Annotated in this window: 12 protein-coding genes; 1 reads left to right on the top strand and 11 read right to left on the bottom strand. The window is 45.3% G+C overall.

Annotation, left to right across the window (positions count from 1 at the left end):
- Positions 1-114: 114 nt before the first annotated feature.
- On the top strand, positions 115-717 hold the full coding sequence (locus tag R1T43_RS17515; RefSeq protein ID WP_317350612.1) for an HD domain-containing protein: 603 nt from the start codon (positions 115-117) through the stop codon (positions 715-717).
- A 209-nt stretch (positions 718-926) separates the two neighbouring features.
- Here the strand turns inward: R1T43_RS17515 and R1T43_RS17520 are convergent, their stop codons facing one another.
- From R1T43_RS17520 to R1T43_RS17570, 11 genes are all read right to left on the bottom strand, one after another.
- Complete coding sequence (locus R1T43_RS17520) at positions 927-2,102, bottom strand: alginate export family protein (RefSeq protein WP_247670620.1); 1,176 nt, start codon at positions 2,100-2,102, stop codon at positions 927-929.
- Positions 2,103-2,376: 274 nt separating this feature from the next.
- On the bottom strand, positions 2,377-3,243 hold the full coding sequence (locus R1T43_RS17525; RefSeq protein WP_317350614.1) for an ABC transporter ATP-binding protein: 867 nt from the start codon (positions 3,241-3,243) through the stop codon (positions 2,377-2,379).
- 15 nt (positions 3,244-3,258) lie between these two features.
- The gene (locus R1T43_RS17530) at positions 3,259-4,254 is read right to left on the bottom strand and encodes an ABC transporter permease (protein ID WP_317350616.1); all 996 of its coding nucleotides are present in this window, start codon (positions 4,252-4,254) and stop codon (positions 3,259-3,261) included.
- A 36-nt stretch (positions 4,255-4,290) separates the two neighbouring features.
- On the bottom strand, positions 4,291-5,706 hold the full coding sequence (locus R1T43_RS17535) for a CmpA/NrtA family ABC transporter substrate-binding protein (RefSeq protein WP_211069922.1): 1,416 nt from the start codon (positions 5,704-5,706) through the stop codon (positions 4,291-4,293).
- Between the two features lie 438 nt (positions 5,707-6,144).
- Positions 6,145-7,461, bottom strand: a complete 1,317-nt coding sequence (locus R1T43_RS17540) for a methyl-accepting chemotaxis protein (RefSeq protein ID WP_317350618.1) — start codon at positions 7,459-7,461, stop codon at positions 6,145-6,147.
- A gap of 199 nt (positions 7,462-7,660) precedes the next feature.
- Positions 7,661-8,656: a glycosyl transferase family protein gene (locus R1T43_RS17545; protein ID WP_317350620.1), complete on the bottom strand. Its 996-nt coding sequence runs from the start codon at positions 8,654-8,656 to the stop codon at positions 7,661-7,663.
- Complete coding sequence (cobA, locus tag R1T43_RS17550) at positions 8,640-9,539, bottom strand: uroporphyrinogen-III C-methyltransferase (RefSeq protein ID WP_317350622.1); 900 nt, start codon at positions 9,537-9,539, stop codon at positions 8,640-8,642. Before cobA ends, R1T43_RS17545 begins: the two co-directional genes overlap by 17 nt.
- A 117-nt stretch (positions 9,540-9,656) precedes the next feature.
- Positions 9,657-12,446 carry a nitrate reductase gene (locus R1T43_RS17555; protein WP_317350624.1) on the bottom strand — a complete coding sequence of 930 codons (2,790 nt, stop codon included), beginning with the start codon at positions 12,444-12,446 and terminating at the stop codon, positions 9,657-9,659.
- Between the two features lie 43 nt (positions 12,447-12,489).
- Entirely contained in the window at positions 12,490-12,843 is a 354-nt protein-coding gene (gene nirD / locus R1T43_RS17560) for a nitrite reductase small subunit NirD (RefSeq protein ID WP_317350626.1), read from the bottom strand.
- A 14-nt stretch (positions 12,844-12,857) separates the two neighbouring features.
- Entirely contained in the window at positions 12,858-15,407 is a 2,550-nt protein-coding gene (nirB, locus tag R1T43_RS17565; RefSeq protein WP_317350628.1) for a nitrite reductase large subunit NirB, read from the bottom strand.
- 353 nt (positions 15,408-15,760) lie between these two features.
- Positions 15,761-17,326: a SulP family inorganic anion transporter gene (locus tag R1T43_RS17570; RefSeq protein ID WP_211069928.1), complete on the bottom strand. Its 1,566-nt coding sequence runs from the start codon at positions 17,324-17,326 to the stop codon at positions 15,761-15,763.
- Positions 17,327-17,603: the final 277 nt, after the last annotated feature.

Raw genomic sequence — 17,603 nt, forward strand, 5'->3', positions numbered from 1 at the left:
ATAATTGAAGTAGGCTGCAACATTTCTACTTCAGCACATGATTGAATGGGCCATAGTGGTTAACGCTAAGGCCCATTTTCATTTTTTCAATCCGTAAAAAAGCCGGAGCTATTCATGTCATTTTTACCGGAAGATTTCAGTGCCTTTATTTGCGAATTAGACAAGCTAAAAAGTATTAAACGCCAAATAACCTTGCCTTGCGATGGCGATCGCCAAGAAAACTCCGCTGAGCACAGTTGGCACGTTGCCCTCATGGCCAGTACATTGGCACATTATTCCGAGAAACCTATTGATGTCGCTCGGGTGATTCGTATGATTTTGATTCATGATGTAGTGGAAATTGATGCAGGCGATTTGTTTGCCTTCAACGACGCCGCAGAACACGACGCGCAAGCAGAAAAAGAGCTTGATGCGGCAAAGCGTATTTTTGGCTTACTGCCCAGTTCCTATGCCGAAGAATTATTATCACTATGGGTAGAGTTTGAAGAAGCAAAGACCCCTGATGCCGAGTTTGCCAAGGCAATGGACCGAGTGCTTCCTGTGTTTCAAAACATGCAAAATCAAGGTGGTAGTTGGAATAAACATGCTGTTACCAGAGATAAGATAGAAAAGCGTAACTTACACTTGAAGCATTGTGCACCTAAATTATGGGATTATGTGACGCGTCAATTAGATACCGCGGTACAGAACAAGTGGCTGCTTCCAGCAAAAAGCTAAAGCGGTTAAACCTCTTAAACGCTTCGACCTTCGCGTTCATAAGCGACAAAAAAAGTGCTAGAGAGTCTATTCTCCAGCACCTTTTTTATAAGTCTTTTGTATGGGCCCGTTGGTGTGTCTGTTGGTAAATTTGTTTTGTCGGCCCTGCTGGTGGCGCTTAGTTGATGTCGCTTTTTAAAAAAACGTCATCAAACGCCCTTCAAGCATGATTAAAAACGCGTACTTGCCCACACCCATAACTTATTGGCGTCTACTTTGATATCACCAGCTGAGTAGCTACCATACTTCACCGCAAGGGTGACCTTATCCACCACTTTAGTCACGTACTGTACGTTAATTTCGCTACCTAAATCATCTACCTCCGCTGTGGCTTCATCGGCACTAAAATCATGATAGGCCAGCAACCATTTACCTCCAGCTAATTTTCCGGATAAAGAGAAAGTAACATCTTGAAGACCTTGTGCAGGTGTACCTAAGAATTGATCTGTCCACCCGTTAAATTTATGCAGGGTGGCCAGTGGCGTTGCAAAACCATATGCACCATCGTCAGAGCCTAACAACTCATAATCAATCTTTGCGGTAATACCTGAAAAGGTAGCCGCAAGGTTTGCATTAATGTAGCTAGCATCATAGTCGGTAGCGGTTTCACCAGAGCCTGACTCACTGCTTTGCGTAGCAAATTCAGCGCCGTATGCCCAATTCACTGTCTCACCTTTCATGCTTCCGTTGTAGCGAATACCGTAGGTATCAAGCGCATTGTCGGTGTCATTATCAATTTCTAATAAATAACCATAAGCGGTAAATTTTCCTACCGCGGTTTTGAAGCTCGCGTTGAATAAATGATCTTTTGAATCAAAATCAGCGGCTTGTGCAAAAATTCGATTTCGCTGGGTAAGGTATCCATAAAAGAAATTCACTTTCTCGTTAAGCGCATAGGTAGCAGTTACACCATCGAAGGTCTGCCTATCTTGACGCCACCCCACATGTCCTACAAACCTGTGATTATCGAGGGCGATCACTTGTCTGCCCCCTTTGAGTGTTAGCTTTTCATTTTTGTACTGAATAAAAGCTTGATCCACTTCGGTGGTTTCAGGGTCTGCAATCACTGAATACTCACCTACGTTATAACCTGTAGGGCCTACTGTATAATCGCCTTGCCCCATAACAATGCGGCTATCTTCCACTTCTGCGGTAAAAGAAAATCCATTTAACGTACCCGATTTAAAACCTAAGCGAGTACGAAGCGTTAATGCACTGGCGTCATCAAGCGCATTATCTTGGTCGACTGATTCATAACGTAAGTTCAAGTCTGCCCATGCAGAGGCTTCGCTTAATACATCGTGCCAACTTTGGGCAAACGATGGCGCACTGAAACATGCCAACATAGCGCTTGTCAGTGCTGCTTTTGCAAAGCGCTTCTGTACCGGTTTACATCTATTTGTCGGTGCTTCTGTTAGCTGGGCTGATGGTTTTATATCTTGCGTATTCATGTGCGTTCCCTTGTTATTAACGATATTAACGTTTATTGGTTAGCGTTCTTATTGACGATTTTTAGTTAAGGGGCTCCCTCCCAGTTAAAAATGGGATGAGCACCTAAGGGTTTAAATAAGTTTTAGCGACTTATGCTGTAGCGCTTTGAATTAGCGTTAAACGCCTAACTCAAGCTGCGTCGGATTTGCTGTTCGCTTTCTTTGCAGAACCACCTCCAGCTTGAGTAGATTTGATATGGGAAGACACCGGCTCAATTTTTTTTTGCTTATCATACAAAAAGGTCAGTACTTCATGTCGGTAGTGGTTGTACTGAGGGTTGTCAGCAAGCTTAAGTCTGTCTCGGGGTCTAGGCAGCTCGATATCAAGGATTTCGCCTATCGTCGCTGCAGGGCCGTTATTCATCATCACGATTCTATCGGAAAGCAACACGGCTTCGTCGACATCATGGGTGATCATAATCACTGTATTCCCTAAATCAGCATGAATTTCCATTAAAGAGTCTTGCAGGTGCGCGCGCGTTAACGCATCTAACGCCCCAAAGGGCTCATCCATGAGTAATACTTTTGGTTCCATCGCTAAGGCCCGAGCGATACCAACACGTTGCTTCATACCCCCAGATATTTCACTGGGTAATTTATCAAGGGCGTGGGTCATATGCACAAGCTCTAAATTGTGCATTATCCAATCTCGCATTTCTTTTTTAGGCTTGCCACGCATAGTGTGCTTTACCGCCAATTCCACGTTTTTATAAACGCTTAACCAAGGCAATAAGGAGTGGTTCTGGAAAACAACTGCACGTTCTGGCCCAGGTGTTTTTACTTCAGCACCATCGAGTATAACTCCGCCTGTGGTGGCTTGGTGTAAACCCGCCACAATATTAAGAACGGTTGATTTACCACAGCCCGAGTGACCGATTAATGAAACAAACTCACCTTTCGCAATTTTAAGGTTTACATCAGTCAGTGCCGTAAACGGGCCTTTCGGTGTAGGGAAATCGATGCCTACTTGTTCTAATTCCAAGTGTTTAGCTTGCATGTTCTTTCTCCTTAATTACCGTAATACGCTGGTTTTGTCCCAGCTCACTGCACGTTGAACCGACAGCATTATTCTGTCTAGTATGAAACCGATAGCGCCTATAGTAAGCACCGCTACCATGATGCGAGCCAAAGATTCTGAGCTACCATTTTGAAACTCATCCCAGACGAACTTACCAAGGCCCGGGTTTTGCGCCAGCATTTCTGCGGCAATCAATACCATCCAGCCGATGCCAAGTGACAATCTCAACCCTGTGAAAATCATAGGAATAGAAGAAGGCAGAATGATTTTTGTTAAATGAGACATGGGCGTTAAACGCAGTACTTTACTCACGTTAATCAAGTCTTTATCAATAGCAGACACACCCACCGCAGTGTTAATTAGCGTGGGCCAAAGGCAGCATAATGATACCGTGAGTGCCGATGTTACAAATGACTTTGAAAACATAGGGTCGTCGCTAACATACAGCGCGCTCACGACCATAGTGACCAATGGTAGCCATGCTAAAGGTGACACGGGTTTAAACAGCTGAATGAGCGGATTAATGGCCGCATAGGCTGACTTACTCAGTCCACATAAAATTCCCACGGGTACAGCAATCACTGAGGCAATAAGAAACCCCACCATGACGGTGTAAAGACTTGTCCATATTTGATCAAAGAAGGTGGGTGAACCGGTAAACTCACGAGTTTTTGGTTCGTAAGTTGGGTCTTGTGCAACTCGCGCGGCATTGCGCTCTTCTTGTCTTGTGTAAAACGCATCAGCTTTCTCTCGCTGTGCACTGTGCTCAGTAATAAGTGATCCTGCCTGCTCCCATACTTGAGCAGGACCAGGAAATTGCCCGAGCGAGGTATCAATACTTTTTGCCACACCATTCCAAATAGCGAGGAACATCAAAAGGCCAATAAGAGGCAATAATAAAGCGGGCGCTCGACTATAGACTGCCCCCATGGTACCGCTCATCGGTGACTTGGCTGGCGAAAAGCTTAATATATTTGCCATCTTACTCATGTTGTTCTCCGCTATGTGTGTATGACTGTGAAACTGTTAAAGAACAGTTTCACCCTTTAGCCCAATACCAAACTGCTCGAGATAAGCATTTGGCTTGCTACCGTCGTAGGTAACGCCGTCGATAAATTCAGATTGAGGTGGTTTAAAGCCAGTTTCAGTGGCAAACGCTGGGAAGTCCGTCGCTTTTGCTTTTCCTTCAGCAATGAGTGCTTTTGCAGCCATGGCGTAAACCTCAGGCTTATACACTTTACGTGCAGTCTCTTTATACCAATCGTCTGATTTAGGCTCTGAAATTTGTCCCCAGCGGCGCATTTGCGTTAAATACCAAATCGCATCACTGTAAAATGGGTAAGTGGCGTTGTAGCGGAAGAATACGTTGAAGTCTGGTACTTCACGCTTATCGCCTTTTTCGTATTCGAAGGTGCCTGTCATGCTGTTAGCCAACACATCTTCATCGGCGCCAACATAGTTGCTTTTGGCTAAGATTTTTACTGCTTCTGGGCGATTAGCATTGTCATTTTCATCTAACCACATGGCAGCTCGAATTAACGCTTTAACCACACGAATGTGAGTATTCGGGTACTTCTCTGCCCATGCTTGGCTCACACCAAACACTTTCTCTGGGTTGTTTTTCCAAATTTCGTAATCGGTAATAACCGGAACACCAATGCCTTTAAATACCGCCTGCTGGTTCCAAGGTTCGCCTACGCAATATCCATAGATAGTGCCGGCTTCCATGGTGGCGGGCATTTGAGGAGGAGGGGTAACTGATAGCAAAGCTTCGGCATCTATCTGCCCAGCATTATCACCTTTGTGCGGTGCATAGTAGCCTGGATGAATACCACCAGCAGCAAGCCAGTATCTAAGCTCGTAGTTGTGTGTAGATACAGGAAAAACCATACCCATGTTAAACGGCTTACCCGCATCACGGTATTCTTCAACTACAGGCTTTAAATAGTCAGCTTTAATAGGGTGCACCGGTTTGCCATCTTCTACCGGAATATGGGCTTTCATTTTTTCCCATATTTCGTTTGAAACCGTGATGCCATTTCCATTTAAATCCATACTGAACGCCGTCACAACGTGTGCTTCAGTACCAAAACCAATGGTTGCGCCAAGAGGTTGCCCTGCCAGCATGTGAGCGCCATCAAGTTGACCGTCGATGGTTCTATCTAGTAATACTTTCCAGTTTGCTTGGGCTTCTAAGGTTACATACAAGCCTTCATCTTCAAAAAAGCCTTTTTCGTAAGCGATGGCCAACGGCGCCATATCGGTCAGCTTAATGAAACCAAATTTTAATTCTTCTTTTTCTGGCCAACCCACTTTTACATCGCTTTGTGCGCTAGCAAGTGGTGCGCCTAAGGTAAAGGAAAGGGCTATCGCCGCGGTTATTCCAGCTGTCATTTTTTTCTTTATTTGTTTGAGCATTGAAACGTTTTTAAACTTGGTCATTTATGTTTCCTTTAGCCAAAAAAAAACCCACCAGCGTAGACGAATAAACGTCGCGCTTGGTGGGCTTCGATGCCGAGCCTGTAATCATTAGTTAATGAAATACAGGCGAACTTATTGTTTGGGTGTTAATTGTAGCTACCAGTACTTAATGTACTTTTTTATTTTAGTATCGCTTAACAGTGTAACTGCCTTTGACATAGCAGAGTTCGTGCCAAAACCCTAACCTACTGAAATTATAGGATTTACAAAAAATAGAAATGGTAATCATTCTTTTACCTGAACAATAACAGTGCGTTTATTGCACTAGAAGAGTTCGATGCACAGCTCAGGGGTGTTTGTTGAACAGCTCAGGGGTGTTTGTTGCAAAGCGGGGACGAAGAATAAAAACACGAGGGAGACACCACGTTCTCCCTCAGTGCTTTATTTTTAGTTTCTGGCTTACAACCGTTGGGTGAATTGACCAATGGCGTTCACTACTTCTGAAGATCCATTTTGAATTTCGTTCATGACTTTGCCCGACTCGGTCGAGTATTCAAGCGCTTCTCTCGCTTTTTCCTGGCCAGCCTCAATGAGTTGCACCGCATTTTCTGTGAGCTTTCTGTTTTCATTTACCACACTGACAATTTCTTCAGTGGCTGTACTGGTTCTGGATGCAAGTTGGCGCACTTCATCAGCAACAACGGCAAAACCTCTTCCTTGATCCCCCGCTCTGGCGGCTTCAATTGCCGCATTCAGCGCCAATAAGTTAGTTTGGTCGGCAATACCACTGATGCTTTTAACTAAGTCGGCCACTTTTTGCGACTGTTCGTCAAGCTCTCGAATACCCTCGCTCGCCGTTCCCATCTGCGAAGTAAGCTCACCCATAATTCGCACCATACTACCCACAACCTCTTTACCTTTCTGGGCTTGCTCTCCCGTACCTTGTGAAATATTAAAAGCAACATTAGCGGCCTCAGAAATAGCAAACTCTCTCTGCATTTGTTCGGTTATGACGGTGGCAAACTTAACGACTTTGTACAGTATGCCCTTGTCGTTTCGTATTGGGTTGTAAGATGCCTCTAGCCACACTTCATTACCGCGACTATCTACTCGCTTAAAGCGGTCTGAAAACATTTTGCCTTGCGAAAGATCGCTCCAAAATTGTCGGTATTCTGGCGTGTCGACTTCATCTGCGGGGCAAAATATCTTGTGGTGTTTACCCACTATTTGCTCTGATGAATAGCCCATAGAAGATAAGAAGTTATCGTTGGCTTTAAGAATAATACCTGTGAGGTCAAACTCAATTACCGCAGTGGAGCGATGCAAAGCCTCAAGCATGTCTTTCATCTCACGGCTTCGATTAATATTTCTCGTTTGTTCAGCCATATACAAGGCGAGTCGGTCGACCACGCCGCTCTCATTAAGGATGGGTTGCAATATTCCTCTAAACCAACGGTCTTCGCCATTCGCATTAGCAAGATTAATCGCACCATGCCAATGCTGCGCTTGCTTAATAGCAGAAAGAAACTCTTTCGTGGCGGCTTGGCTCATGACTCCCTGAGGAATGAGACTATCCATGGTTTTTCCATCAAGTGTATTGGATGAAAAATCTATTGCATCTGAAAAGCTGTCGTTAACTCTATTGATTCTGCCGTTTCTGTCTAATTCAACATAAAGCATTTCTGCCCTGAGTTCGCTTTCTACCGTGTGAAATGATTCAACATCTTTGCGTAAACGTTCTACTTCTTCTAACAATTGCTTATTCTTAAAAAACATCCCGTGCTCCTCGACATTCGGGTATAGCATCTCGCTCACACAAACTTCTCATAACGTTTATGAGAGCGAGCGAGGATACAAAGTCGTTATTGCTTTAGTTGGCTGATCTAAAGATAGCAGAGGATTTACAAGTTACTTAATTATTGGAGAAATTTGAAAATGAATTGATTAATAGGCAACAGCATTAGACACAAATGGCCTAATGCTGGGCAAATGGAAGTGTAGTTTTATCTCGTTTTGCCCACATTTGTGTGGCAAGCGTATTCGCTTTTTCTACGTCACACCCTTCAAGTAAAATAAGGTAGCTCACCAGCGTAGCGTGAATGGCTTGTTCACCGTAAAGATGCGAAGCCTCGCCTCGCCAAACCGCCAGCATATCGTTTACGTTCATTTGGGTATCTTTAAGAGCCATCTTTGCTGTTAACTCAGGAAGAATGATTTCTTCTGTACTTCCATTGCGCGTGACATAGAGCTCGGTTTTTCGCTCACTGTTTACTTCGGGGTCTCCCCCATCACCTCGAAAGCACAGCGCTTCGAACGCGGGAAAACTTTCATTCACGCGGCAATGCTTATGGTCAAGGTGCATGTGATAAACACCCTGTACACAAAAAGGAGCCGACGTTGGGTTTAGTAAACGCGCCAAGGTGTTTGCGCATGAGCGCAGGCCAAACACTTCACGTAATTTAATGATGGTATTAAGCGCTGGTAATAAATGCGATAAGTCGAGATAGGTAGCACCAAATTCACGCATTTGGCGAGATGCATCGGCAATGCTATTTACTTCTACAAGCCCCAAAGCCGGTAACGCTTTACTAGCATATAACCGACCAGAGCCTGGCTCATGAGCGCCATGTAGCATAACGGTATAGTTGTTTTTAGCCAGCACCGCGCACGATAGCAGATACCAAGGTAACTGGCGGCGCTTACCGGCATAGCAGCCCACATCTAATGTAGGTGTTAATTCAGCAAGTTCAGGCTCTAGTAATTCACGGCATGCATCTATAAACCCAATAACTTCTTCTGGGGTTTCTTCTCTCGTGCGTAATAGCATTAAGAAAGCACCACGTTGATCGCCGGTAACTTGGTTAGACAAAACCATCTTCATAGACTCGTAAGCTTCTTGGCGGGTAAGACTACGCCCACCTTTTTGGCCCTTGCCAATGATTTTTATATAGTTGCTAAATTGCTGAGACATGCTGCTTATTATGTAAAAGTGATGTATTGACGAGTTGTCGTGACTCTATCACCTTTCCAAAAATAAGTAACGTAGGACCACTCACATTCGCTTCAGATACTAGACCACCAATGGTGCTTAAAGTGCCCTCTATAACTCGCTGTTGTGGACTTGTTGCATTTTCTACTGCGGCTACAGGCCAATCATCGGCTATGCCCTGCTTTCCTAACGCGTCGCACAGTATAGACAAGCGACTTAACCCCATATAAACCACTACCGTTTGAGAGGCTACGTTTTTTGCCAATTGGGTCATCTCTGGCCATGTTTCAGGGTTTTGAAAGTGTGCAGTAATAAAGCTTACCGCCTGTGCACAACGTCTATCAGTCAGGGGGATACCTGTGTAGGCAGACATGCCAGAAGCTGCCGTAATACCAGGTACAATAGCAAAAGGAATCTTCGCTTCTGTTAGCGCCATGGTTTCTTCGCACGTTCTGGCAAACAACGCAGGGTCGCCCCCTTTAAGTCGCACTACGCAATGACCAGCTTTAGCCAGCTCAACCACCATTTCGCTAATATCTTGCTGTTTCATACTGTGCTGACCACAGCGTTTACCCACATATTCACGTTTCACATGACGGGGAATTTCTGCAATGACATCTTTGCCTACTAACGCATCAAACAAGACAATATCGGCTTGCTTGATTAATCTAAGCGCTTTAAGGGTGAGTAATTCAACATCGCCGGGACCCGCCCCAACAATGTACACTTTTCCTTCTTTCTTGCTGCGTGGCGCGTTTTTCCCGTTGCCCAACCATCCACTTAAAAAATTTGACGTCGAGTGACGAACAGGTAACGATAATGCTTCGCGAAACAACAGCCCAAATGTGTTAACTAAAGTGTTCATGATAATGTCTCCAGAGCAAGGCTCGTGGCTGTAGCTTTTGTGTTAATCGCTCTTGTATTAGTTACATTTATACAAGGATGCACTCTGTATAGCGTTTTGGCAGACACGCGCTTGGTGTTAACTTTCACGCGCGACGCCTTCTACCGGGGTAACATGTTCGTTAATTAATGTTGCTAGAGCAGGTTTGCACGAACCGCAATTTGTGCCGCACTTTAACGTATCGCCCAATTCAGACACTGATGAGCACCCAGCTGCAATCGCTTTGTTAATGGTTTTTTCCCTTACGGAAAAGCAGCTGCAAACCACAGGGCCGTTTAAAAACGCTTCATCCACTTCGCAGCGTAAAAAACTAGCCAGTTTGTCAGGCCTGAAGCTTTGCGTTAATGCACTGTCTATCCAAGAATTTGGCACATCATACTTTGGCTTTGTACTCGGGCTTTGCGCACCGAAAAATGCCATGAAACAAAACGAATCTTCATAAGTACAGATAAGCACTTGGCTATCGGTGGTTTTGTGTTGATAGCACACCCACGTTTTAGGTAATTTTTCTAGCAAACCCGTCATTAACGCGTGCGATCTAAGTTGGCTGGCAATAGATACTCCCAGCCCATTTTCGATTAATTGTTTAGCCCAGTAGCCGCCATTACTTTCCACTACCTCGCTGAGCACATTGACGATATCCAATTTGCTATTTGCCGATTGTACGTCGTCACTAATATAAAGCTTTCCGTAGCTTAAAAAGCTGTGGGGGGCAATGGATACCGCACCATGTTTTAATTCTGGCTGTCCTGAAATAGGATCGGTTGCCGGCGCAAAAAGCTTTGCCAATTTACTGTGCGAGCCCCACTCTCCAGACCAATGAATAGGAACGAATACATCGCCTCGACGCTGACGTTTATCGATTTGCACAGGGAAGATACAGGGTGTTTCGCCGCTCACTTCACTGCTAAGAGCAACATAGTCGTTTTGTGCTACAAGCAATGTTTTTGCATCTTCGGGATGAATATAAACATTAGCGAGGGCAGTGTGGGCATGAAGTACCGGCGCCTTGCCTGTTCGAGTCATGGTGTGCCATTGGTCACGCATTCGCCCGCTATTGAGCACAAATGGAAATTCATTCGAGGTCACTTGAACAGGTGCTGTAAATGTCACAGCAACAAAGTTTGCTTTGCCCGTCGGGGTAGAAAACACTTTGTTATAAAAGGGGCGAACAGGTAAAAGGGTTTTATCGCTGTTGGTCATTAATGGCCATTGCACTGGCGCCATTGCATCATACTGAGCCTGCGACTTCCCCACTAAGGGAGCAAGATTGAGTAGTCGTGCTCCGTCATTTTTATATGATGTTAAGCGGGCATGTTCATCAAATATTTCACTGGGATGTGAATAAGAAAATGCGTCATTAAATCCCATTTTCCGTGCGACATCACACATAATTTGCCAATCGTGTTTGGCTTCACCTGCAGGCGGCATAATCCCTCGCTGACGTGAAATTCGGCGCTCTGAATTCGTCACGGTTCCGTCTTTTTCAGACCACCCCGTTGCCGGTAGTGCAATATCGGCAAAGGCAAGGGTATCGTTACTCTGTACAATGTCAGATACCACTACCATGTCGCACTTTTTGAGCGCCGATTCAACTTGCTCACGATAAGGCATACTGACTACGGGGTTTGTACCCATTATCCATACAAACTTTATTTGCCCCGCATCCATAGCAGAGAACAGGTCTACCGCTTTTAAGCCGCCTTGCTCTGGCATAGCAGGAGACTGCCAAAACGCTTTTACATTTTCACGGTGTTCAGGGTTTTCAATATCACAATGCGCCGCCAACATGTTGGCTAACCCCCCCACTTCTCTGCCACCCATGGCATTGGGCTGGCCTGTTATTGAAAAGGGTCCACAACCTGGCTTGCTAATGAAATCTAGCGCCAAGTGGCAATTAATAATGGCGTTGGCCTTATCTACCCCAGCAGAGGATTGGTTAACCCCCATGGAGTAGAAAGTAACTGCACTTTCTGCGCTAATAAACCATTGATAGAAAGTGGCCAAATCTGCTTCATTCAAACCACACACACTCGCCACGTCTTTTGCATCAAGCGTGTTAGCACTTGTAATGGCGTCACTTAATCCTTGGGTGAACTCGCTAATAGCAGGTTCATTGATTGCCCCATTGTTGTGAGCAAATTGAAGTAACCCATTAAAAAGTGCAACGTCGCTGCCCCCTTTAAGAGGCAAGTGTAAATCGGCGATAGTACATGTTTCGGTTTCCCGAGGGTCTATCACCACCACTTTCATAGCTGGATTGCGCAGCTTAGCCCGTTGAATACGCTGGAATAGCACAGGGTGTGCCCACGCGGTGTTACTGCCTGTAAGCACCAACAGCGAAGTACACTCTAAATCGGTGTAATCACAAGGCACCACGTCTTCGCCAAACGCACGTTTGTAACCTGCAACAGCAGATGACATGCAAAGCCGTGAGTTTGTGTCTATATTTGCGCTGCCAATAAACCCTTTCATGAGCTTATTCGCAACATAATAATCTTCAGTAAGTAATTGCCCTGATACATAAAACGCAACGGCATCCGGCCCATGTTCAGCAATAGTCTGGGTGATTTTATCAGCCACCGCGCGGGTAGCCGTGTCCCAATCTACCTTTGCACCTGCCATGGTTGGGTGAAGCAAACGGCCGCTAAGATCGTTTGTTTCAAGCAGGTTTGTGCCTTTTACACACAGACGACCATAATTGGCCGGATGCTCGGGCGTACCAGTAACCTTGTCCAGGGAGGTAGTGCGCCCGCTAACGTTGCAACTGATATCTACACCACAACCCACACCACAATAAGGGCAGGTGGTTTGCTTTTGCCGTAGTAGTGGTTCCAGCATAGTGGTTTTTGGTGTAGCCATATTCATGGAAAAACTCTCTTAGTAAACAAAGACAACGGATAAAAATGGGTTAAACAGCAACGAGTATTCGCTCACCTTCCACTTTCACGTCGTACGCCACTACGCTTACGTCATCACGTTCAATACACTTACCTGTGGCCAACACGTAATGCTCTTTATAAAGAGGCGATGCCACCACAATATCATCCGCTATAGAGCCTATAAGGCCACGATATAGCACGTTTGCTTTGCCGATGGGATCCCAGTTGCTAATGGCGTAAAGAAACTGCTCGCCACCTTTTATTACACTAAACAACGCCACCTGCTGACCTTCGATAAGTGCACAAACACCGCTGTTTGTTACCACGTCGTCAATGCCACACACATCATGCCAAAGGGGCGCCACTTCTGTATTTGCTGTCATCAGTTTGTTCCTTTTTAAATTACGTCAACCGCAATGAGGTTGTCGGCACCTTTAGACTTTTCCATTTCAGTGGCAGGTCTAACTTGGCCTCGTTCAGATACAAATTGAATGTTTGTATCTGTGCCATCTGTGTTAACGAATTGACGGAAACGTTTGCGGGATGCTTCGCTTTCAAGGGTAGTTTTCCACTCACATTGATAAGCACCAACCACGGTTTCCATTTGGGCTTCTAAGTCAGCGTTAATGTTTAGCGAATCATTCATAACAACATCTTGAAGATAAGCTAAACCGCCTTCTAAGTTGTCCATCCACACTGATGTACGTTGAAGCCTATCGGCGGTGCGTACATAGAACATCAATACGCGGTCGATGTATTTAACCAGCGTTTCTGTATCTAAATCGGTAGCGAATAAATCGGCATGACGAGGTTTCATACCGCCGTTTCCGCACACATATAAGTTCCAGCCATTTTCGGTAGCAATAACACCAATGTCTTTACTTTGTGCCTCTGCACATTCCCGGGTACAGCCGGAAACGCCGAATTTAATTTTGTGCGGTGCCCGTAGGCCTTTATATCGGTTCTCTAAATCGATTGCGGTTTTCACCGAATCTTGCACGCCGTAGCGACACCACGTGCTACCTACACAAGATTTTACGGTACGAAGGGCTTTAGCGTATGCATGCCCAGTTTCGAAGCCGCCTTTAACAAGGGCCTCCCAAATATCAGGAAGTTGATCGACCCGCGCGCCAAATAAGTCAATACGTTGACCGCCGGTGATTTTGGTATACAAGCTATATTTCTTGGCAACTTCGCCTAACAGAATAAGCTTCTCTGGGGTAATTTCTCCCCCCGCCACACGAGGAACTACAGAATAAGTGCCGTCTTTTTGCATGTTACCAAGGTAAATATCATTGGTATCTTGCAGAGGTAAATGCTCTTGTTTAAGTACGTAATCGTTGTACACAGAGGCTAAAATAGAGCCTGCTGCTGGCTTACATATTTCACAGCCAAGACCCGTACCATGCTTTTCGAGCAACTCGTCAAAAGAGGTAATGCCGTTCACTTTTACAATGTGAAATAGTTCTTGGCGGGTATGATTGAAATGCTCACAAATGGCTTTCGAGACTTCAACACCCCGTTTTTCAAGCTCGCTATCAACCACGTTTTTCAACAATGCGGTACACCCGCCACAGCCGGTACTGGCTTTCGTGCAACTTTTAACATCGCCAAGGCTGCAACAGCCTTCGTCGATAGCCGAGACAATGTCGCTTTTGGCCACGTTATGACATGAACATATTGTTGCGGTATCTGGCAGTGCATCTGCACCTAACGCTGGCGCAGCACCAGCACTAGGCAAAATAAGCGTTTCAGGATTTTCCGGTAAATCAATACCGTTTAAGGCATATTGCAACAAGGTATCGTAATCGCTGGTATCACCCACTAACACGGCACCTAACACTTTTTGTTGGCTTTCATCTACTACCAACTTTTTGTACACGCCTTCGGGCTGATTAAAGTAGGTGTAGCTTTGTGCGCCAGTGGTACGCTCGTGCGCATCGCCTATAGAGCCCACTTCCACGCCCATCAACTTGAGCTTGGTACTCATGTCGGCGCCGGTGAATACAGTATCACCACCTGTTAGCGCACTTACTGCAGCGCGAGCCATGGTGTAACCAGGCGCAACCAAACCAAATATGCGGTTTTGCCACAGCGCACATTCGCCCACGGCGAAAATGTCAGGATCTGAGGTTAAGCAGTTGTCATCAACGACAATACCGCCACGCTCCCCTAGGGCTAGCATGGATTTTCTGGCGAGTTGATCTGATGGGCGAATACCTGCTGAAAACAGCACCATATCCGTTTCAAGAAAAGTACCGTCGGCAAATACCATGCGATAACGTGATTGCTCACCGGCTTCAATAACCTGTGTCGCTTTCTGGGTATGTACGGTTACCCCTAAGGATTCAATTTTACTGCGAAGTACGTCACCGCCGGTTTCGTCTAACTGCACTGCCATAAGCTGTGGCGCAAATTCCACCACATGGGTTTCAAGCCCGGCTTCTTTTAATGCGTTTGCCGCTTCAAGCCCCAATAAACCGCCCCCCACTACCACACCTACTTTGCTCTCGCGGGCAGAGTTTTCAATCGCAATCAGGTCATCAATAGTGCGATACACTAAGCAGTGTTCTTGATCGTTTCCTGGAATAGGCGGAACAAACGGGTAAGACCCCGTGGCAAGTACCAACTTATCATAGGGAAACACCTGGCCATCTTCTGTTAACGCCTTTTTTTCGTCGCGCAGCAAGTCAGTCACTATGGCGTTGGTTACCACATTAACGCCCCACTCACGATATACATCAGCGGTTGTCAGCGCTAAATCATCTGCGCTAGCACCACTAAAGTAAGAGGACAAATGTACTCTATCGTAGGCCAGTCTCGACTCACCACACAGTACGGTGATATCAACGTTATCGCTGCTTTGATGAAGCTGTTCAACAAAATGGTGCCCTACCATTCCGTTACCAACAACCAGAATTCGCGTTTTAGATGCCAAAGATGTCATGGTCTCTCCCCTTTATTCGGGACAAAAAAAAGCCCGCATCAACTTTCGTTGTTGCGGGCTTCGTTGCCTATCAAGCGCTACGAGTGATCGTAGCTATCAAATTTTTATGAGCTAGGTTGCTCTAAACATACACACACAGTATTTCACACAATTAAGTATATCCAATATTAGTGCCATGTCATTACAAGCCTGTTTTATATAGATTTATTCAAAAACTAGGCTTTTCGAACCACCCTAATTTGCACCAAACAAAAGCATTTGCGATTTCATTTGGTGCACTTAAGCGCTCTATCTTACTTTCTTGTATTAGTAATTCGCCTCAGTAGTAACACCAAGGCGATAACCAACAGCGGTTAAGCAAGTTTATCGGTAGCAACGCGATAACGTGGATCTTCATTCACGTTAATTTCTACAAACTTGTCAGCTTTGCGCAGTAAGTTACGACACTCATCACTAATGTGACGAATATGCAGTTTCTTGCCTTGCTGTTCGTATTTATCCGCCAACGTATCTAGCGCATCAATACCTGAAGAGTCCCAAATTCTAGACTCTTTAAAGTCGATAACTACATGCTCTGGATCATTGGCAATATCAAACAAGTCTTTGAAGTGGCTAACTGAACCGAAGAACAAAGGCCCTTCTAAGTCATACACTTTCCAATCGTCGCTATCGATATGACTCTTAACTTCAATATGGCGAGCGTGCTTCCACGCAAATACCAAGGCAGAAACGATAACACCCACCACAACCGCAATCGCAAGGTCGGCAATGACCGTAACCGCGGTAACTAAGAATAGGACAAAAGCATCTTCTTTATTTACACCACGGATAATGCGGAACGATGCCCATTCAAAGGTAGCAATAACCACAACAAACATAACACCGACTAATGCCGCTAGTGGGATCATTTCAATTAATGGAGCTGCGAAAAGGATAAAAGCAAGAAGTACTAGTGCTGCAGTAATACCAGATAAACGTCCACGACCACCAGAGTTAATGTTAATCATACTCTGACCAATCATGGCGCAACCACCCATACCGCCGAAGAAGCCATTGACCGTATTCGCAACGCCCTGACCAACACATTCTTTGTTGCCACGGCCGCGGGTGTCTGTCATTTCATCAATAAGCGATAATGTAAGGAGTGACTCAATCAAGCCAACCAAACATAAAATGATTGAAGTAGGCAGAACAATCATCACCGTTTCCCAAGTAAACGGTACCATCGGGATAGCAAAAGTTGGTAGTTCACCCGCTAGGGTAGCGCTCGCTTTTTGTGCTTCAGGCAGTAAATCACGCACGAAATCGATAACGGTACGCGCTTCTAAATCAAGCCCATGTACCATGGCAGTTACCGTAACAATAGCCACTAACGAGGCGGGCACTGCGGTAGTAAGCTTAGGCAGTAAGTAAATAATCGCCATGGTAAGCGCGACGAGCCCAAGCATCCAATACAACATAGACCCTTGCATCCACTCCAACTGACCTAAGGCATTCACGACTTTGAATTGACCTAATTGGGCAAGGAAAATAACAATTGCTAGACCATTTACAAACCCTAGCATTACTGGGTATGGCACCAATCGTATAAATTTCCCTAGCTTAAATACCCCACAGAGTATTTGCAGTAAGCCGGCTAGAATAACGGCGGCAAACAGATATTGAACGCCATGCTGTGCCACTAGTGCCACCATGACCACGGCCATAGCACCTGTCGCACCAGAAATCATTCCTGGACGCCCGCCAATGGCTGACGTGATAAGTCCCATCATAAATGCGGCATACAACCCAATCATGGGCTCAACACCAGCAACAAATGCAAAAGCAACCGCTTCTGGTACCAGTGCTAGTGCAACGGTAATACCAGAAAGCACGTCATTTTTTACATTACTATCTCGATTAGTAATTAAATCAAACATGTTTTCTCAGGAGTTTAGAGGTTTTAGGGGTCGTGCGTTGTCAGTATAGCTGTGGATGCTATAAATCACTGTCTTGCACAAATTTTGGTGCGATTCTACCACCATTAATGCTTAAAATCTTTTAATAGAATGTTAATCGTACAGAGGATTTTAAGCTGACAAGACTGGCTTTCCATGGCATCGTAGCAAGCTTAGTTTTTATCTAGCAAATGATGCGTCGTTTATTGTCATTGACGCTCTCAATTGTATTCTCACTGATTTTTTAAACTACGTCGCT

This window comes from Alteromonas sp. CI.11.F.A3 (assembly GCF_032925565.1).
GTDB lineage: Bacteria > Pseudomonadota > Gammaproteobacteria > Enterobacterales > Alteromonadaceae > Alteromonas.